The 17,278-nt window shown below is 57.3% G+C and carries 19 protein-coding genes; 6 read left to right on the forward strand and 13 right to left on the reverse strand.

What is annotated here, in order from left to right:
* Positions 1-179 precede the first annotated feature (179 nt).
* The 3 genes from CYR55_RS12620 (at position 180) to CYR55_RS12630 (ending at position 2,382) form a co-directional block, all read left to right on the forward strand.
* Complete coding sequence (locus CYR55_RS12620; protein WP_101816478.1) at positions 180-1,163, forward strand: hydrolase; 984 nt, start codon at positions 180-182, stop codon at positions 1,161-1,163.
* A complete protein-coding gene (locus tag CYR55_RS12625; protein WP_101816479.1) occupies positions 1,160-1,396 on the forward strand; it encodes a YheU family protein in 237 nt (78 codons plus the stop codon). The genes CYR55_RS12620 and CYR55_RS12625 overlap by 4 nt, the downstream gene beginning before the upstream one ends.
* 116 nt (positions 1,397-1,512) lie before the next feature.
* On the forward strand, positions 1,513-2,382 hold the full coding sequence (locus CYR55_RS12630) for a phosphoribulokinase (protein WP_101816480.1): 870 nt from the start codon (positions 1,513-1,515) through the stop codon (positions 2,380-2,382).
* A gap of 34 nt (positions 2,383-2,416) precedes the next feature.
* Here CYR55_RS12630 and CYR55_RS12635 read toward each other — a convergent pair whose 3' ends face one another.
* Positions 2,417-2,824, reverse strand: a complete 408-nt coding sequence (locus CYR55_RS12635) for an OsmC family protein (protein ID WP_101816481.1) — start codon at positions 2,822-2,824, stop codon at positions 2,417-2,419.
* A 331-nt stretch (positions 2,825-3,155) separates the two neighbouring features.
* Here CYR55_RS12635 and crp point away from each other — a divergent pair, with 331 nt between their 5' ends.
* Complete coding sequence (crp, locus tag CYR55_RS12640) at positions 3,156-3,788, forward strand: cAMP-activated global transcriptional regulator CRP (RefSeq protein WP_000242758.1); 633 nt, start codon at positions 3,156-3,158, stop codon at positions 3,786-3,788.
* A gap of 62 nt (positions 3,789-3,850) precedes the next feature.
* Positions 3,851-5,989 carry a YccS/YhfK family putative transporter gene (locus tag CYR55_RS12645; RefSeq protein ID WP_101816482.1) on the forward strand — a complete coding sequence of 713 codons (2,139 nt, stop codon included), beginning with the start codon at positions 3,851-3,853 and terminating at the stop codon, positions 5,987-5,989.
* Here CYR55_RS12645 and argD read toward each other — a convergent pair.
* The 5 genes from argD to ppiA form a co-directional block, all read right to left on the reverse strand.
* On the reverse strand, positions 5,979-7,196 hold the full coding sequence (gene argD / locus CYR55_RS12650; protein ID WP_101816483.1) for a bifunctional acetylornithine/succinyldiaminopimelate transaminase: 1,218 nt from the start codon (positions 7,194-7,196) through the stop codon (positions 5,979-5,981). The genes CYR55_RS12645 and argD overlap by 11 nt on opposite strands.
* Positions 7,197-7,335: 139 nt before the next feature.
* Positions 7,336-7,911: an aminodeoxychorismate synthase component II gene (locus CYR55_RS12655; protein ID WP_101816484.1), complete on the reverse strand. Its 576-nt coding sequence runs from the start codon at positions 7,909-7,911 to the stop codon at positions 7,336-7,338.
* 32 nt (positions 7,912-7,943) lie between these two features.
* Positions 7,944-8,546: a putative adenosine monophosphate-protein transferase Fic gene (locus CYR55_RS12660; protein ID WP_101816485.1), complete on the reverse strand. Its 603-nt coding sequence runs from the start codon at positions 8,544-8,546 to the stop codon at positions 7,944-7,946.
* Positions 8,536-8,706: a YhfG family protein gene (locus CYR55_RS12665; protein WP_101816486.1), complete on the reverse strand. Its 171-nt coding sequence runs from the start codon at positions 8,704-8,706 to the stop codon at positions 8,536-8,538. The genes CYR55_RS12660 and CYR55_RS12665 overlap by 11 nt, the downstream gene beginning before the upstream one ends.
* A gap of 162 nt (positions 8,707-8,868) precedes the next feature.
* The gene (ppiA, locus tag CYR55_RS12670; protein WP_101816487.1) at positions 8,869-9,438 is read right to left on the reverse strand and encodes a peptidylprolyl isomerase A; all 570 of its coding nucleotides are present in this window, start codon (positions 9,436-9,438) and stop codon (positions 8,869-8,871) included.
* Between the two features lie 405 nt (positions 9,439-9,843).
* Here ppiA and tsgA point away from each other — a divergent pair, with 405 nt between their 5' ends.
* Positions 9,844-11,037, forward strand: coding sequence for an MFS transporter TsgA (tsgA, locus tag CYR55_RS12675; protein ID WP_101816488.1), 1,194 nt, complete (start codon positions 9,844-9,846; stop codon positions 11,035-11,037).
* A 108-nt stretch (positions 11,038-11,145) separates the two neighbouring features.
* Here the strand turns inward: tsgA and trpS are convergent, their stop codons facing one another.
* The 7 genes from trpS to aroK form a co-directional block, all read right to left on the reverse strand.
* A complete protein-coding gene (gene trpS / locus CYR55_RS12680; RefSeq protein WP_101816489.1) occupies positions 11,146-12,150 on the reverse strand; it encodes a tryptophan--tRNA ligase in 1,005 nt (334 codons plus the stop codon).
* Between the two features lies 1 nt (position 12,151).
* Positions 12,152-12,862 (reverse strand): phosphoglycolate phosphatase, encoded by a 711-nt coding sequence (locus tag CYR55_RS12685; RefSeq protein ID WP_101816490.1) that lies wholly within the window; start codon positions 12,860-12,862, stop codon positions 12,152-12,154.
* Positions 12,855-13,532, reverse strand: coding sequence for a ribulose-phosphate 3-epimerase (rpe, locus tag CYR55_RS12690; protein ID WP_101816491.1), 678 nt, complete (start codon positions 13,530-13,532; stop codon positions 12,855-12,857). Before rpe ends, CYR55_RS12685 begins: the two co-directional genes overlap by 8 nt.
* Positions 13,533-13,599: 67 nt before the next feature.
* The gene (gene dam / locus CYR55_RS12695) at positions 13,600-14,418 is read right to left on the reverse strand and encodes an adenine-specific DNA-methyltransferase (protein WP_101816492.1); all 819 of its coding nucleotides are present in this window, start codon (positions 14,416-14,418) and stop codon (positions 13,600-13,602) included.
* An 81-nt stretch (positions 14,419-14,499) separates the two neighbouring features.
* Positions 14,500-15,435, reverse strand: coding sequence for an SPOR domain-containing protein (locus tag CYR55_RS12700; RefSeq protein WP_101816493.1), 936 nt, complete (start codon positions 15,433-15,435; stop codon positions 14,500-14,502).
* A 114-nt stretch (positions 15,436-15,549) separates the two neighbouring features.
* Positions 15,550-16,641: a 3-dehydroquinate synthase gene (gene aroB / locus CYR55_RS12705; protein ID WP_101816494.1), complete on the reverse strand. Its 1,092-nt coding sequence runs from the start codon at positions 16,639-16,641 to the stop codon at positions 15,550-15,552.
* Between the two features lie 69 nt (positions 16,642-16,710).
* On the reverse strand, positions 16,711-17,232 hold the full coding sequence (gene aroK / locus CYR55_RS12710) for a shikimate kinase AroK (RefSeq protein ID WP_072927460.1): 522 nt from the start codon (positions 17,230-17,232) through the stop codon (positions 16,711-16,713).
* Positions 17,233-17,278: the final 46 nt, after the last annotated feature.

A 17,278-nucleotide genomic window follows, 5' to 3' on the forward strand; every position in this document is an offset into this window, starting at 1 on the left:
TTTTATGTGCGCTTCAGCCCGCTACCCAGAGACGCCCCGCCATCAGCTGAAATAGACGCCGTTACACGACGCAGGCGCGCCGGACGCTGCGGTTGTACGATATGATAAACATTATCAGGCTATAGTGTTTACCTGATATGACCCCTTGCCGCCCCAGCTGATAAAGAAAAAGACACGCTATGCATGAAACCTTTCAGGCGATGCGCGGTGCCCGTAACCCGCACCTGCAAACGCTGCTACCCCGGCTTTACCGGCGGCGGGCAATGCTTACGCCGCACTGGCAACGGCTGGAATTGCCGGACGGCGATTTCGTCGATCTCGCCTGGAGCGAGCCACCGGCACAGGCCGCGCACAAGCCGCGGGTGGTGCTGTTCCACGGTCTGGAAGGCAACTTCTACAGCCCTTATGCGCATGGTCTGCTGCATGTCTGGCAACAGCGCGGCTGGCTGGGGGTGGTGATGCACTTTCGCGGGTGCAGCGGTGAAGCTAACCGCCAGAGGCGCATCTACCATTCCGGCGAGACAGAAGACGCCCGTTTCTTCCTGCGCTGGCTGGAGGAGACGCACGGCCGTGTACCGACGGCGGCGGTCGGCATCTCGCTGGGCGGCAACATGCTGGCCTGTTACCTGGGTGAAGAGGCGGAGCGCGCGCGGCTCTGTGCGGCGGTAATCGTCTCTGCGCCGCTGATGCTGGAGCCCTGCTCGCAAAAACTGGAGCAAGGCTTTTCGCGCGTCTACCAGCGTTACCTGCTCGACCAGCTGAAACGCAATGCCGCGCGGAAATTGCAGGCCTACCCCGACACGCTGCCGGTCAACCTCCAGCAGTTGAAAGGAATGAAACGCCTGCGCGATTTTGATGATGCCATTACCGCCCGCGCCCACGGTTTCCATAACGCGCTGGATTACTACCGCCGGTGCAGTGCCATGCCGCTGCTGCCGCGCATCACCACGCCCCTGCTGATTATTCACGCCAGGGACGATCCTTTTATGACTGACGCCGTGATCCCGGATGCCGCTCACCTGCCGGCCAATGTGGAATACCAGCTCACGGAGCACGGCGGCCATGTGGGTTTTGTCAGCGGCAGTTTTAAGCGGCCGCAAATGTGGCTGGAACAGCGGATCCCCGCCTGGCTGGCCCCCTATTTACTGGAGCCTGAAACATGATTATTCCCTGGAAAGATCTCGACAGCGAAACGCTGGATAACCTGATTGAAGCCTTTGTGCTGCGGGAAGGCACCGATTATGGCGAGCATGAACGCACCCTGACGCAGAAAGTAGAGGATGTGCGCCGCCAGCTGAAAAGCGGTGAGGTGGTGCTGGTTTGGTCTGAACTGCATGAGTCGGTCAATATCATGCCGCGCGGCCAGTTCCGGGGCGATACACAAGAACAGGGCTGACGTCATACGGTGGCCTGCCGCCACTGGCTGCATGCGCATAATTATGATAACACTATAATTAATTATGCTGATTGCACGGTATGCAGGCATTACCCCTTAACGGAGTCTTGAACACTATGTCAGCCAAACACCCGGTCATCGCCGTTACCGGCTCCAGCGGAGCCGGTACCACCACCACCAGCCTGGCGTTCCGTAAAATTTTCCAGGAGCTGAACCTCCATGCCGCCGAACTGGAGGGGGACAGCTTCCACCGCTATACCCGGCCGGAGATGGACATGGCGATCCGCAAGGCGCGCGATCTGGGCCGGCACATCAGCTATTTCGGCCCCGAAGCCAACGACTTCGGCCTGCTGGAGCAGTCATTTATCCGCTATGGGCAGGACGGCACCGGCCGGTCACGCAAATACCTCCACACCTATGACGAAGCCGTGCCCTACAATCAGGTACCGGGCACTTTTACCCCGTGGCACCCGCTGCCGGAAGAGACTGACGTCCTGTTTTATGAGGGGTTGCACGGCGGTGTGGTCACGGATTTACACGACGTCGCCCAGCATGTTGACCTGCTGGTGGGCGTAGTGCCGATTGTTAACCTGGAGTGGATCCAGAAACTGATCCGTGACACCAGCGAGCGCGGCCACTCGCGGGAGGCAGTGATGGATTCGGTGGTGCGGTCGATGGAGGATTACATTAACTACATCACGCCGCAGTTCTCCCGTACCCACATCAACTTCCAGCGCGTGCCGACGGTTGACACCTCCAACCCGTTTGCCGCCAAGGCCATTCCCTCTTTGGATGAAAGCTTTGTGGTGATCCACTTCCGCGGGCTGGACTCGATCGACTTCCCTTACCTGCTGGCGATGCTGCAAGGATCGTTTATTTCGCACATCAACACGCTGGTGGTGCCGGGCGGGAAAATGGGGCTGGCGATGGAGTTGATCATGGGCCCGCTGGTTCAGCGGTTACTGGAAGGGAAGAAAATCATCTGAAACCGGGCGGCGCAGAAACAGCCGCCCGATCGGGTTACTCAACGGCAACGATTTCGAAACTGTGGCTGACCTCGGCGGCCTTGCCCAGCATCAGCGAAACGGAGCAGTATTTCTCCGCCGACAGATTCACCGCGCGTTCCACGGTTTTCTCGGTCAGCCCTTTGCCGGTCACCACAAAATGCAGATTGATGTGCGTAAAGGTGCGGGGTGCCTCGTCACGGCGCGTTGAGCTCAGGCGCACTTCACAATCCCGCACATCATTGCGCCCTTTTTGCAGAATAGAGACCACATCAATCGCGCTGCAGCCGCCCACCGACATCAGCACCATTTCCATCGGGCTTGGCGCTTTATCACCGGCATTGCCGTCCATCAGAACCTGATGCCCCGAGGCGGATTCGCCCATAAACGTCAGCCCTTCAACCCACTTAACCCGTGCCTGCATGCTCAATTCTCCGGTTATTTTCTTAAAACAGCCTACCCTGCCGGACGAAAACAGGCAATCAGGCCGATCTTCATCATGCTGAAGCGAGACAACAGAAGACACCCGGTTCTGGCTGTGATAAAACAAACCCGAAACAAAATGTTCTGTATGGAGCAAGGTCAGGTTTTTAACGGAGCGGCGGGGCTGCCCGAGGGTTCCTTTTCAGCCGTTACCTTGCAACATTATCAGACAGTTAATACTCTACAATAATGCATCTCTTTTTTAGAACGCCGTACAGGGAACTCTGAGCCCTGTGATTTTGGGCAGCGATTACAACAGAGGATAAAAGCAAATGGTTCTCGGCAAACCGCAAACAGACCCTACTCTCGAATGGTTCCTGTCTCATTGTCATATTCATAAATACCCTTCCAAAAGTACGCTGATTCACCAGGGTGAAAAAGCCGAAACGCTCTACTACATCGTGAAAGGCTCGGTTGCCGTGCTGATTAAAGATGAAGAGGGCAAAGAGATGATCCTCTCTTACCTTAATCAGGGAGATTTCATCGGCGAGCTTGGCCTGTTTGAAGAGGGCCAGGAGCGCAGCGCATGGGTACGTGCCAAAACGGCCTGTGAAGTGGCGGAGATTTCCTATAAAAAATTCCGCCAGCTTATCCAGGTTAACCCGGATATTCTGATGCGCCTCTCCTCGCAGATGGCACGCCGCCTGCAGGTTACCTCAGAGAAGGTCGGCAATTTAGCGTTCCTGGACGTCACCGGCCGGATCGCGCAAACCTTGCTGAACCTGGCAAAACAGCCGGATGCGATGACGCACCCGGACGGTATGCAGATCAAAATCACCCGTCAGGAAATCGGCCAGATTGTGGGATGCTCCCGCGAAACGGTGGGCCGTATCCTAAAAATGCTGGAAGATCAGAACCTGATCTCCGCCCACGGTAAAACGATTGTCGTTTACGGCACCCGTTAACCCCTCGTAAAAACGGCGCACACGCGGCTTACCCGCGCTGCGCCGTTGTCTTGTGAGTATCCATGTGGCGTAGGCTTATCTACCATCCTGAGGTCAATTACGCGCTCAGACAAACGCTGGTGCTTTGTCTGCCGGCGGCGATTGCCCTGCTGTTCGGCCAGTTACAAACCGGCCTGCTGTTCTCCCTGGTGCCCGCCTGCTGCAACATCGCCGGCCTCGATACCCCGCACAAACGCTATTTCAAACGGCTGGCCATTGGCGGCACCCTGTTCGCCGTGTGCAGTGTCGCACTGCAACTGCTGCTGCTCTACGCCCACTGGCCGCTGCCGCTGATCATGCTGTCGCTGGCGCTATTGTTCGGCGTCACCGGCGAAATCAGCCCGCTGCATGGCCGCCTGCTGAACGGCACCCTGGTGGCGGCGATTTTCACCCTGAGCATGGCCGGCTCCACACCTCTCTGGCAGGCACCGGGACTGTTTGTATTAGGCACGGTCTGGTATGGGCTGTTTACCTGGGGCTGGTTCCGCCTCTGGAAAGAGCAGCCGATGCGCGAAAACTTAAGCCTGCTTTACCGTGAACTGGGTGATTATCTCGAGGCAAAATACAGCCTGCTGACCCAGCATATCGACCCGGAAACCGCCCTGCCGCCGCTGCTGAAACGCCAGCAGAAAGTGATGGAACTGATCGTTCAGACTTACCAGCAGCTGCACATGCTCTCCAGTGAAAATAACCCGCACAACACGCAGCTGTTCAGCACCTTCCAGGTGGCGCTGGATCTGCAGGAGCACATCACCGTCAGCCTGCACCAGCCGGAAGAGGTGCAAAAGCTGGTAGAGCAGAGCCAGGCTGAAGCGATTATCCGCCGTAACGCGGAGGTGATCGCCCAGCGGCTGCGTATGGTCGCAGACGACATCCTCTACCATCGCCGCCCCGGGCCGTTCGCGATGGATAAAGAGTTACAGGCCTTAGAAAAACTCGCCAACCGTTACGACGATAACCCCGTCGGCCAGTTCTGCTATTACCACTTCAGCCGCATCGCCCGCCTGTTGCAGACCCAGCGCCCGCTCTACCGCCGGGACCTGATGGCGACCCAGAACCGCCTGCCGTTCTGGCCGGCGCTGCGCCGCTATCTGTCGTGGAAATCGATGTCCCTGCGTAACGCGGCACGCGTGGGCGTCATGCTCGCGACCGGCAGCACCCTTGGCCTGTTCTTCGATTTGACCAAACCTTACTGGATTCTGCTGACCGCCCTGCTGGTGATCCAGAACGGTTATAACGCTACCCGCGTGCGCATCCAGCACCGGGCGGTCGGTACGCTGGCCGGGCTGGTGATTGCCGCCGGTGTGCTGCACCTGCAACTGCACCAGGGCATTATGCTGGGGCTGATGGTATTGATTATGCTGCCCTCCTATCTGGTGCTGCGCAAAAACTACGGGCTGGCGATGGTCGGGCTGACCGTTACCGCCGTGTATACCCTGCAACTGGTGACGCAAAACGGCATCAATTTCCTGATCCCCCGGCTGGTGGACACCCTGCTCGGCTGCGGGCTGGCGTTGGGCAGCACTATCTGGCTCTGGCCGCAATGGCAGAGCGGTCTGCTGCGGGAAAATGCCCATCAGGCGCTGGAGGCCGACCAGGAGGCCATCCGCCTGCTGTTGCAGGATAACCCCGACCCGGCGAAGCTGGCCTATACGCGCGTGATGGCCAACCAGGCACACAATACGCTGTACACCTCACTGAACCAGGCGATGCAGGAGCCGGGCTTTAATTCCCGCTACCTGGCGGACATGCGCCTGTGGGTGATGCACAGCCAGCTGATTGTGGAGCATCTTAACGCCATGACCATTCTGGCCCGTGAGCACGAGATGCTTACGCCGGAACGGGCGCAGGCGTACCTGGAAACCAGTGAAATCGCTATCCAGAGTTGCCAGCAGCGGCTGATGTATGACGGCCCGGCCGAAGGCAGCCAGACCCAGCGCCCGCTGTTCCGCGCACCGGAAAGCGAACCGGACATGCCGGTCACCGAGATGGAGCGCCACTTGCAACGCATCATCTCCCACCTCAGCGTGATGAATACCATCTCGTCTCTGGCCTGGCCGCAGCGCCCGCACCACGGCATCTGGCTCAGCCGCCACCTGAAACAGGATAAAAAAAACCGCCCGGAGGCGGTTGTGCAGGAGGAAGAGACGGCTACGCGCTGATCACAGTGGCGATGGCTTTCTCCAGCCGCGCCATCCCCTCTTTGATATCCTCAAAATCGATCACCAGCGACGGCGCGAGGCGCATGACATCCGGCCCGGCGTTCAGCAGCATCAGCCCATTCGCCGCGGCCGCCGTCAGGATATCCCGTGCTTTGCCGCGATAGGGTTCATTCAGCTCAGCACCAATCAGCAGGCCCATGCCGCGAATTTCTTTGAATACCTGATATTTTTGGTTAATCGATTCAAGTGCCCGCAGGAAATGCTGGCGGCGCTCTTCGATCCCCGCCAGCACCGCCGGGGTGTTGATGGTGTCCAGCGCCGCTTCGGCCACGGCGCAGGCCAGCGGATTACCGCCATAGGTGGTGCCGTGGGTGCCGACCGTCATCGCGGAGGCGATCTCATTGGTGGTGAGCATCGCGCTGACCGGGAAACCGCCGCCCAGTGCCTTCGCGGTGGTCAGGATATCGGGCGTGACGCCATAATTCATGTAGCTGAACAGCTTGCCGCTGCGGCCCATGCCGCTCTGCACCTCATCAAACACCAGCAAGGCCTGATGCTCATCGCACAGCGCACGCAGCCCCTGCAAAAAGGCCGGATCGGCCGGGGTCACACCGCCCTCGCCCTGAATCGGCTCAACGACGATGGCGCAGGTGTGATCATCGATGACCGCTTTGACGGCATCAAGATCGTTATACGGCACATGGACGATGTCTGCGGGTTTCGGGCCGAAGCCGTCTGAGTATTTCGGCTGGCCGCCTACCGACACGGTAAACAGCGTGCGGCCGTGGAAAGCGTTATGGAACGCGATGATTTTGCTTTTGTAGGGGCTGTGGCGATGGGAGGCGTAATAACGCGCCAGCTTGAAGGCCGCTTCATTGGCCTCCGCGCCGGAGTTGGCAAAAAATACTCGCTCCGCAAAGGTGGCATCGATCAGTTTTTTCGCCAGCCGCAGTGCCGGTTCATTGGTGAAGACGTTGCTGACATGCCACAGGGTCTCGCCCTGTTGTTGCAGGGCGGCGACCAGTGCCGGGTGGCAGTGGCCGAGCGCCGTTACGGCAATCCCGCCGGCGAAGTCTACATACTCTTTGCCCTGCTGATCCCAGACGCGGCTGCCCTTGCCTTTCACCGGGATAAACTGAGCCGGTGCATAAACAGGCAAAATTACCTGATCAAAGGTGTCGCGCCCCACTGCTGCTTTATCTGTCATACCGCTCTCCATCTGCCGTTAGGTCAGCCGGCACGAGCTTCGCCCGCGTCAACATGTGAAATTATACTCACGAAATATGCATAATAAATCACATACTAGCAACCTGAAAGGCTGCCGCGCACAAAAATAACCGGGGCGTTTACAGGTGAAGGAAATTATCCAGCAGCTGTAACCCCTGTTCACTCAGAATGCTTTCGGGGTGAAACTGCACCCCTTCCAGCGGCAGGCTGCGGTGGCGGATGCCCATAATTTCATCCTGCGTGCCGTCACGCGTTGTCCAGGCGGTGACGCTGAAACACTCCGGCAGGCTGTCAGGGTCAATCACCAGCGAATGGTAGCGCGTTACCGTCAGGGGCTGGTTGAGTTGCCGGAACACGCCCTGCCCGTCATGCGTAATCTGCGAGGTTTTTCCGTGCATCACCTGACGCGCCCGCACAATGTTCGCACCAAAACTTTGCGCCATCGCCTGATGCCCCAGGCAGACGCCCAGAATCGGTAATTTCCCGGCAAAATGGCGGATCGCAGAGAGCGAAATACCGGCCTCATCCGGCGTGCACGGCCCCGGTGAGATCACCAGCTGTTCAGGGGCCATCTGTTCAATCATTGCCAGAGTCAGTTGATCGTTACGGACAACCTGTACCTCCGCCCCGAGCTGGCAGAAATATTGGTACAGGTTATAGGTGAAGGAGTCGTAGTTATCTATCAGCAACAGCATAAGTCATTCCGGCAAACCATCTCCGGGCAATTCTACGCATTTTCGCCGGGTTCACTCACGACTTTATTGAAGATGGCGGTTAACTCGGTGAGGTCGCCAAAGGCCGCTTTTTCATTGGCGGCCACCCAGGCAGCATGATCGGTCTGCGACCAGTCAATCACATACCCGGCGTGAATCACCAGTTGCTCGAAGAAGATGCGTTGCGCCCGGCCATTCCCCTCACGGAACGGGTGCAGCACATTCAGCTCACAGTAGTAGTAAGCCAGGCGCTCCACCAGCGTATCGCGCGGCAGGTCTGCCAGGTAATCTTCATCCTCCAGCGCCTGCATCAGCGCGTTGCCCTCTTTTTCGATATAGGCAAAATGGCAGAAGCGGGTGTCCTGTTTATAGATGTCCATCTCGCGCAATTCACCGGCCCAGCTGTAGAGATCCTGGAACAGGGCCTGATGAATGGCACACAGGTGCGGCAGCCCACACTCACGCGGGCCGAGTTCAATGGTGGCGGCACGCAGCGGCGTCAGTGCCAGCTCCGCCTCGCGCAGGGTGGCCGCCTTGCGGATGCCCAGCTTATTTTTCAGCACCTGTGAGTTGGCATACAGATAGGGATCGGCCCCGTCACCAAACTTATCGTTCATACTCTGCCCTCACCTGCTCAAGACGTGCCAGTGCCTCCTCCGCAGAGAGCGTAACCGCCTCTACCTGATAGCCATCAAGCGCCATGCTTGCCTGGAAATTGGCATTTTTGTGTTGCTGAAACAGCTTCTCTTTCTGTTTCTGCGTCAGTTTCTTCGCCACAGCAGACCTCCTTTTGGGCGGGTGATGCCTCCGGTAATAGCAGGGCAATGCCTGCCGGTATGCGGCTAAGTATAGACAGTGGTCTTAGGGAGGCGGGCAGGAAGAGAGGATTATCGCAAGGCGGGTGCATCAGGCCGGCGCATTGGCCGGCCTGACAACGGGTTACGGCAGAACTTTAGCGGACTGGATAATAATCGGTTTGGACGGCACATTCTGGTACGGGCCGACATTCTCGCTTTTTACCTGCGAGATCTTATCAACCACGTCCATGCCTTTGACGACCTTACCAAAAACGGCATAACCGAAATCACGCTGGCCGTGATCCAGGAAGGCGTTGTCCGCGACGTTGATAAAGAACTGGCTGGTGGCGCTGTCTTTATCGGCAGTGCGGGCCATGGCGAGGGTGCCCCGCAGGTTACGCAGGCCGTTGTCCGCTTCGTTTTTGATCGGCGCGTTGGTGATTTTTTGTTGCATATCCGCGGTAAAGCCCCCGCCCTGCACCATAAAGCCTGGGATCACGCGATGGAAAATCGTGTTGTTATAGTAGCCACTCTGGACATAATCGATAAAATTCTTCACGGAAACCGGGGCTTTCTGACTATCCAGCTCCAGCTCAATATTTCCCGCTGACGTAGTAAGCATGACATGTGTCTCTGCCGCGGCCAGCGCCGCCGGGGACAATGCGGTCAGGGAAAACAGCGTGGCTAAAGCCACCAAAGTACGTTTGAACATGAACGGGTTCCTTTCTCCGGATACAAACAACGCAAACGCCTTGATTCTAAAGAGGCTCCCCCACCCGCGCCAGCGCTTTACTTTTATTTACTTTAACAAAAAGTGTACGCCTTTTTACGGTTGTGAATTATTTGTAAAATTTAAGCTGCATTTAAGCTGTGCTGAGCGGCTTTTTTTGCGGTTATCTCTTCTATTGAGCCGCTTAAGTTGTCAGCAAAAGCAGATGAAATGGATAAAACCTCGCAGACTTTTGCGTTTTATTGCATGCATTACACATGAACTAAGAGATACGTCACAAATTATTACATGCCCTGTGTTACGATTCTGCGCTTCACGCTTGATCTCTCAGGCGGATTGCCAGTTCACACCCCCATACTTATGTTCAACTGACAACCAGGCACGTCTATGACTAACAGCAATCGAATCAGGCTCACATGGATTAGTTTCTTCTCTTACGCGCTCACCGGCGCGTTAGTGATCGTCACCGGGATGGTGATGGGAAATATCGCGCAGTACTTCAACCTGCCGGTTTCCAGCATGAGCAACACGTTCACCTTTTTAAACGCCGGTATTCTGGTCTCCATTTTCCTTAACGCCTGGCTGATGGAAATCATCGCCCTGAAGCGTCAGTTGGTCTTTGGGTTCTTCCTGATGCTGATCGCCATTGTGGGCCTGATGAACAGCCACAGCCTGGCCGTGTTCTCCGGCTGTATGTTCATTCTCGGTGTGGTCAGCGGCATTACGATGTCGATCGGCACCTTTTTGATTACCCATCTGTATGAAGGCCGTCAGCGCGGTTCACGTCTGCTGTTTACCGACTCCTTCTTCAGCATGGCCGGTACGCTGTTCCCGATCATCGCGGCCGCCCTGCTGGCACGCAGCATCGCCTGGTACTGGGTGTATGCCTGCATCGGCGTGCTCTATATCGCGATCTTCATCCTGACGCTGATGTCTGATTTCCCAAAACTGGGCAACGATGCGCCGAAAGCGGCCCAATCAGTGAAAAAAGAGAAATGGGGCATTGGTGTGCTGTTCCTGTCAGTGGCCGCGTTGTGCTACATCCTTGGCCAGCTTGGCTTTATCCAGTGGGTACCGACCTATGCCGCCAAACAGTTCAATATGGACATCACGCAGGCCGGCAGCCTGGTCAGTAACTTCTGGACGGCCTATATGATCGGTATGTGGGTGTTCAGCGCCGTGCTGCGTTTCTTCGATCTGCAACGTATCGTCACGATTCTGGCCGCCGTCTCGACCCTGCTGATGTACCTGTTTATCAGCACCTCGGATGCCGTAATGCTGCACTATTACATCCTGGGCCTGGGCTTTGTTTCCAGCGCGATTTACACCACGCTGATCACCCTCGGCTCGCAGCAGACCAAAGTCTCGTCACCGAAGCTGGTGAACTTTATCCTGACCTGCGGCACCGTCGGCACCATGCTGACCTTCGTGGTCACCGGCCCGATTGTGGCAAAAAGCGGAGAGCATGCCGCGCTGGCCACCGCCAATGGCCTCTACCTGGTGGTATTCGTGATGTGCCTGCTGTTGGGCTTCGTGACCAAACATCGCCTGCACAACCATACCGCCGACGCCGGCCACTGATTTCGCCTCAGCTTTTTTGGGTGCCCTTGCGGCACCTTTTTTATGCCTGCTGCCCGCTTTTCAGGCACAAAAAAACCGCCCGCAGGCGGTTTTTTTACAGCATCACGCTTAAAGCTGAGCCACAAAGCCCACGGCTTCATACACCTTTTTCAACGTATCCTGCGCACGGGTGCGGGCTTTCATCGCCCCTTCACGCATGATCTGCTGCAACAGCGCCTCATCGTTGCGGAAATGGTGGTAGCGTGCCTGAAGGTCAGTCAACATACCAGACACCGCATCCGCGACGGCACCTTTCAGGTGTCCGTACATCAGCCCCTCAAATTCCGGTTCCAGCTCAGCCACCGGTTTGCCGGTCACGCCTGAGAGGATGTCCAGCAGGTTGGAGACACCGGCTTTGTTGGCGACGTCATAACGCACCACCGGCGGCTCATCGGAATCCGTCATGGCGCGCTTGATCTTCTTCGCCACCGCTTTCGGATCTTCCAGCAGGCCAATCACGTTGTTGCGGTTTTCGTCCGACTTGGACATCTTTTTAGTCGGCTCCTGCAACGACATCACGCGCGCACCGGATTTCGGGATAAACGGCTCCGGCACTTTGAACACATCGCCATACAGGGCGTTGAAACGGGCGGCCACGTCGCGGCTCAGCTCCAGATGCTGTTTCTGGTCTTCGCCCACCGGTACCTGATTGGTCTGGTAAAGCAGAATATCCGCCGCCATCAGTACCGGGTAACTGAACAGACCGGCATTGATATTTTCTGCATAACGGGAGGATTTATCCTTGAACTGCGTCATGCGGCTCAGCTCGCCGAAATAGGTGTAGCAGTTCAGCACCCAGCTCAGCTGCGTATGCTCCGGCACATGCGACTGAACAAAAATGGTGCTCTTTTGCGGGTCAATGCCACAGGCCAGGTAGAGTGCCAGCGTATCCAGCGTGGCTTTACGCAGCTTCTCCGCATCCTGACGCACGGTGATGGCATGCAGATCAACGATGCAGTAAATGCATTCAAACTCATCCTGCATCGTGACCCACTGACGCAGCGCACCCATGTAGTTACCAATGGTCAATTCACCAGACGGCTGCGCACCGCTAAATACAATGGGCTTACTCATTTTATGCTTCCTGATTCTTAAAGGATGACAGCCCAAGAGTGGGCAACAAGTCGGCAAAGCGATCGATAACCGTATCGGGCTGACTCAGCGCGATCGCCTCACCGTAGTTATAACCGTAGGTCAGGGCGATTGACGGGCAACCGGCTGCCTGAGCGGCCTGAATATCGTTACGTGAGTCCCCGACAAACGCCATTTCCGTTGCCCGGACGCCCAGCTTGCCCAGCATCAGATAGAGCGGGGCCGGGTGCGGCTTTTTCACCACCACATCATCCCCGCCGATAATCAGTGAGAAATACTCAGCAATGCCCAGCGCACTCAGCAGCGGCGCAACGAAGGGCGTTGGTTTATTGGTGACAAGGCCCATCGGCAGATTGTGGCGGGCCAGTTGCGCCAGGGTATCGCGCACTTCCGGGAAAAGCTGGCTGCCGTGCTCTACCGTCTGCGCATAGAAGTGATCGAAACGGGCGCGCATCTGGGCGCTGCCCGGCGCACGGTGACCCTGTTCACCTTCAGCCTGCGCCCATGCCAGCGCGCGCTCCACCAGCACATCGGCACCATTGCCGATCCAGGTGCTGACCCGCGCCTCACCCGCCTGCGGTAACCCTGCTTCCGCCAGCGCCAGGTCGATGGCCTGCGCCAGCCCCGGCGCGCTGTGTACCAGCGTGCCGTCGAGATCAAATGCCAGCGCGCGAACCGCGCTGAAATCAGCCACGGGAGACCTTCGCCAGTTCATCACGCATCTGGTCAATCACCGTGCGGTAGTCCGGCGCGTTAAAAATGGCTGAACCGGCCACGAACATGTCCGCGCCTGCCGCAGCGATGTCGCCAATATTCTCCACCTTCACCCCGCCGTCCACTTCGAGCCGGATGTCATAGCCGCTTTCGTCAATGCGCTGGCGCACCTGGCGCAGTTTATCCAGGGTATGCGGAATAAAGGACTGGCCGCCAAAGCCGGGGTTTACCGACATCAGCAGGATCACGTCCAGCTTATCCATGACGTAATCGAGGTAACTCAGGGGGGTCGCCGGGTTAAACACCATACCGGCTTTACAGCCATGGCTTTTGATCAGTTGCAGCGTGCGGTCGATGTGTTCGGAGGCTTCCGGATGGAATGAGATATAACTGGCCCCGGCTTCAGCGAAATCCGGCACCAGCCGGTCTACTGGTTTCACCATCAGGTGAACGTCAATCGGCGCGGTAATGCCGTAGTCACGCAGCGCTTTGCACACTGCCGGGCCGATGGTCAGGTTCGGGACATAGTGGTTGTCCATGACATCGAAGTGCACCACATCTGCACCGGCAGCTAGTACACGGGCGGTATCTTCACCCAGGCGGGCAAAATCTGCCGACAAAATAGACGGCGCAATCAAAAATTGTTTCATCCGCATCTCCAAACGGTAAGGGTTAGTCAACCTCAGGATCGCGGACCGCCAGCGGCCAGCGCCATCCTCAGCGTCTATACAGTGCCAAAAGCTCGTCCACTTTGCTACGCCCGAACGCATTGCTGCTGATGGTGCGGCGCACCTGTACCACATGCATTTCCGCCGCCTGCTGGTACCAGTCACGGGTCAGCGCCGTGTCATGGTTGGAAATCAGCACCGGGATCTGGCGTTCCGCCGAAAGCAGCGTGGCGAGGCGTGCCAGCTCCTGCTGATCCGCCATGCCGAACCCATTGGTGTGGTAAGCGGTGAAATTCGAGGTCGCGGAAAGCGGCGCATAAGGCGGATCGCAATATACCACCGCGCCGGGTGCCGCGTTGGTCAGCGTTTGCTGATAGGTTTCACAGACAAAGGTAGCGTTACGCGCTTTTTCAGCAAACCAATAGAGCTCATCGTGCGGGAAATAGGGCCGCTTATAGCGCCCGAACGGCACATTGAACTCACCGCTCAGGTTGTAACGGCAAAGGCCGTTGTAACAGTGGCGGTTGAGATAGAGGAACAGGGTCGCCCGCTCATAGGGATCACGGCTGCGGTTGAATGCAGTGCGCAGGGCGTAGAACGCCTCGGCGTTATTGTAGGCCTCGCTGAATAACAGACGCGCATCACGTACAAAGTCATCCGTGCGGGTTTTAACGATGTTATACAGGTTGATCAGATCACTGTTGATATCCGCCAGGACATAGGCGTCATAATCTGTGTTGAGAAACACAGAACCTGCACCAACAAAGGGTTCGATCAGGCAGTCACCTGCAGGCAGGTGGCGTTTAATCTCCTCAATAAGGGGATATTTGCCACCGGCCCATTTTAAAAATGCGCGGTTTTTCTTCATGCCGTCGGTTAGCTACTTATACAATTCAGAGCCGCGGATTGTACTCTAGTTTCAGACAGCACATCAGCGCACAACTAAGGTTTATTTCTTCAGGTCCTGCTGTACCTGACGTACAGGTTTGACCCACGGTTTTTTGGCCTGCACATCGGCCGGCAGCCGGCTGATCGCTTGCTTCGCTTCCGCTGATGAGGCGTAGTTGCCGCTGACCAGCACAAACCACGGTTTCCCGTCACGGCTGGTCTGATAAACCTGATAATTAGTCAGTTTCTGCTGGCGGGCAAAGGCGTTCAGTGAATCAGCACGGGATGCGCTGCTCAGTTGCAGGGTGTAATGGCTGGCAGGTGCGCTCCGCAGCGCGCTGCTGCTGCCGGAGGCAGCCGGGGCGGTACGGGCAGGTGCAGCCGGCGCAGTTTTCACCGGCGCTTTATGCGGCGCAGCGGCATGAGTTTCCGGGCGTGCCTGCGGGGCGGCGGGTTTTACCGCAACCGGGCGCGGTGCCTGGGCAGCGGACGGCGAAAGCGTTGCCGGTGCGGTTGGCAGGGTCGAGGTACCCTGCCCACCCATCATCTCTTGTGAGGCGGTATCCACCTGGCTCTGCTGCTGGGAGAGCGCATCCGTCATGTTGCCGGGCAGGTCTACCCGCTGCTGGCCGGGTGCCGGTTGTGCCGGCGCGGCCTGCGTCGGAGTATTGGAAATCGGTGGCACGCTGATGTCCTGCGGCTGGCCGGCAGCCGGGGCATTCGCCGCAGATGAAGCCGGTGCGCTTTCATTGCCGGACAAATTGATATCTTTCGGCGCATTGCTCTGCTGGCTGGCTTCTTGCGGCGTCGGCGCTTTTAATGCCGAGCCGATGCCGAGAATCAGCAGCAGCAACACCAGAATCCCGATGGCAATCATCAGGTGCTGGCGCGAAATGGCAAATCGGGGAGCGGAGGAGCGGGAGGCAGAGCGCCGGCGTGCAGGGCGGCGATCGCTGGTATCCGGTTTCAGATCGTCTTCGGGTCTTAACTCATCCATCGTCATCCTCCAACTCAGAGGTAAAAGCCTGCACAGCGTGGCATGCCGGCTGATTAACCTGTGTGCGTCATTATAAAACCGGCCACCAACACAGCGCCGGGGTAAGGATCGGGGTCAGGCTCCGGCCCGGCAATCATCAATTGAGGCCAGTACCAGCTCATGCGGAACGCCACTGCGGACTTCCGACTGGCCGATGGCGGTAGGCAGCACCAGGCGCAACTCGCCGGCCAGCACTTTTTTATCGCGCAGCATATGAGGCAGGTACGCGGCGGCCGTCATTTCCTGCGGGCCATTCACCGGCAGGTTGGCGCGCTGCAACAGCGCCTTGAGACGAGCGACATCTTCCTCACTGAACTGCCCGAGACGGCGTGCAGTATGCGCCGCCATCATCATCCCGGCCGCAACGGCCTCACCGTGCAGCCAGTTGCCGTAACCCATTTCTGCTTCAATAGCATGGCCATAAGTATGGCCTAAATTCAGCAAGGCACGCTGACCGTTTTCACGTTCATCCGCTGCCACTACCTGGGCTTTCAGTTCGCAGCAGCGGCGAATGCAGTACGCCAGTGCCGTCATATCCAGCGCCATCAGCGCATGAATATTCTGTTCCAGCCAGACGAAGAAACCGGCGTCGAGAATCACGCCATATTTGATGACTTCCGCCAGACCAGAGGAGAGTTCGCGCGGCGGCAAGGTTTGAAGGCAATCAAGATCAACAACCACAGAGACCGGCTGGTAGAACGCGCCGATCATGTTTTTGCCGAGAGGATGATTGACGGCCGTTTTGCCGCCGACTGAAGAGTCAACTTGTGCCAGCAGCGTGGTGGGTACCTGAATGAAGCGTACGCCGCGCTGATAGCAAGCGGCAGCGAAACCGGTGAGGTCACCGATAACGCCGCCGCCGAGGGCAATGAGGGTGGTATCACGGCCGTGGGGTTTCTCCAGCAACGCGGAGAAGACCTGTTCCAGTACCGCGAGCGATTTGAACTGCTCGCCGTCCGGCAGGATAACGTGGTCAACACGCACGCCTGCCAGTTCCAGTACTGAACGCACCTTATCCAGATAGAGCGGTGCCAGGGTCTGGTTGGTTACCAGCATGGCCTGCTCACCGGCTTTCAGCGGGATAAAAGAAGCCGGATCGTTAAACAATCCGGCAGCAATCGTGATGGGGTAACTGCGATCCCCTAACGTTACGGTAATCTTCTCCATGTCGCGCTCAGTGACCTTTTTGACGTTTACCTGCTGTTAACCTGCCCCCTCAAAGATGACGGGAATGAATCAATTGCTTTCCAGCATGTTGATGATCTGGTTAGCCACTACTTTGGCGCTTTGATCATCGGTGCGGATGGTGACATCAGCAATCTCTTCGTACAACGGATTGCGCTCCTTTGCCAGCGCTTCGAGCACTTCACGCGGCGGCGCATCAACTTGCAGCAACGGACGTTTTTTATCACGCTGGGTGCGGGCAAGCTGTTTTTCGATGGTGGTTTCCAGATAGACGACAACGCCGCGCGCGGACAAACGGTTACGGGTTTCACGTGATTTCACTGAACCTCCGCCTGTCGCCAGCACAATGCCCTGTTTTTCCGTTAACTCATTAATGATTTTTTCTTCGCGATCGCGGAAACCTTCTTCGCCTTCCACGTCGAATACCCAGCCCACATCAGCTCCGGTGCGTCGCTCAATTTCTTGATCGGAGTCGAAAAACTCCATATTGAGTTGCTGAGCTAACTGACGGCCAATAGTGCTTTTGCCGGCACCCATAGGCCCAACCAGAAAGATATTGCGTTTCTCTGCCATGTTTTTCGGTATTACTAAGACAATTCGTTAATGTTAACCCGCCCCG

The organism is Chimaeribacter californicus (assembly GCF_002858675.1).
Classification (GTDB): Bacteria; Pseudomonadota; Gammaproteobacteria; order Enterobacterales; family Enterobacteriaceae; genus Chimaeribacter; species Chimaeribacter californicus.

What these genes read in the sequence shown, in the direction of transcription:
- CYR55_RS12625 (WP_101816479.1), top strand. Translation starts at nt 1,160, where the DNA reads ATGATTATTCCCTGGAAAGATCTCGACAGCGAAACGCTGGATAACCTG.
- CYR55_RS12635 (WP_101816481.1), bottom strand. Translation starts at nt 2,824, where the DNA reads ATGCAGGCACGGGTTAAGTGGGTTGAAGGGCTGACGTTTATGGGCGAA.
- CYR55_RS12660 (WP_101816485.1), bottom strand. Translation starts at nt 8,546, where the DNA reads ATGAACGATAAGTTTGGTGACGGGGCCGATCCCTATCTGTATGCCAAC.
- tsgA (WP_101816488.1), top strand. Translation starts at nt 9,844, where the DNA reads ATGACTAACAGCAATCGAATCAGGCTCACATGGATTAGTTTCTTCTCT.
- argD (WP_101816483.1), bottom strand. Translation starts at nt 7,196, where the DNA reads ATGACAGATAAAGCAGCAGTGGGGCGCGACACCTTTGATCAGGTAATT.
- CYR55_RS12655 (WP_101816484.1), bottom strand. Translation starts at nt 7,911, where the DNA reads ATGCTGTTGCTGATAGATAACTACGACTCCTTCACCTATAACCTGTAC.
- CYR55_RS12620 (WP_101816478.1), top strand. Translation starts at nt 180, where the DNA reads ATGCATGAAACCTTTCAGGCGATGCGCGGTGCCCGTAACCCGCACCTG.
- CYR55_RS12630 (WP_101816480.1), top strand. Translation starts at nt 1,513, where the DNA reads ATGTCAGCCAAACACCCGGTCATCGCCGTTACCGGCTCCAGCGGAGCC.
- dam (WP_101816492.1), bottom strand. Translation starts at nt 14,418, where the DNA reads ATGAAGAAAAACCGCGCATTTTTAAAATGGGCCGGTGGCAAATATCCC.
- CYR55_RS12700 (WP_101816493.1), bottom strand. Translation starts at nt 15,435, where the DNA reads ATGGATGAGTTAAGACCCGAAGACGATCTGAAACCGGATACCAGCGAT.
- trpS (WP_101816489.1), bottom strand. Translation starts at nt 12,150, where the DNA reads ATGAGTAAGCCCATTGTATTTAGCGGTGCGCAGCCGTCTGGTGAATTG.
- aroK (WP_072927460.1), bottom strand. Translation starts at nt 17,232, where the DNA reads ATGGCAGAGAAACGCAATATCTTTCTGGTTGGGCCTATGGGTGCCGGC.
- CYR55_RS12645 (WP_101816482.1), top strand. Translation starts at nt 3,851, where the DNA reads ATGTGGCGTAGGCTTATCTACCATCCTGAGGTCAATTACGCGCTCAGA.
- ppiA (WP_101816487.1), bottom strand. Translation starts at nt 9,438, where the DNA reads ATGTTCAAACGTACTTTGGTGGCTTTAGCCACGCTGTTTTCCCTGACC.
- crp (WP_000242758.1), top strand. Translation starts at nt 3,156, where the DNA reads ATGGTTCTCGGCAAACCGCAAACAGACCCTACTCTCGAATGGTTCCTG.
- rpe (WP_101816491.1), bottom strand. Translation starts at nt 13,532, where the DNA reads ATGAAACAATTTTTGATTGCGCCGTCTATTTTGTCGGCAGATTTTGCC.
- aroB (WP_101816494.1), bottom strand. Translation starts at nt 16,641, where the DNA reads ATGGAGAAGATTACCGTAACGTTAGGGGATCGCAGTTACCCCATCACG.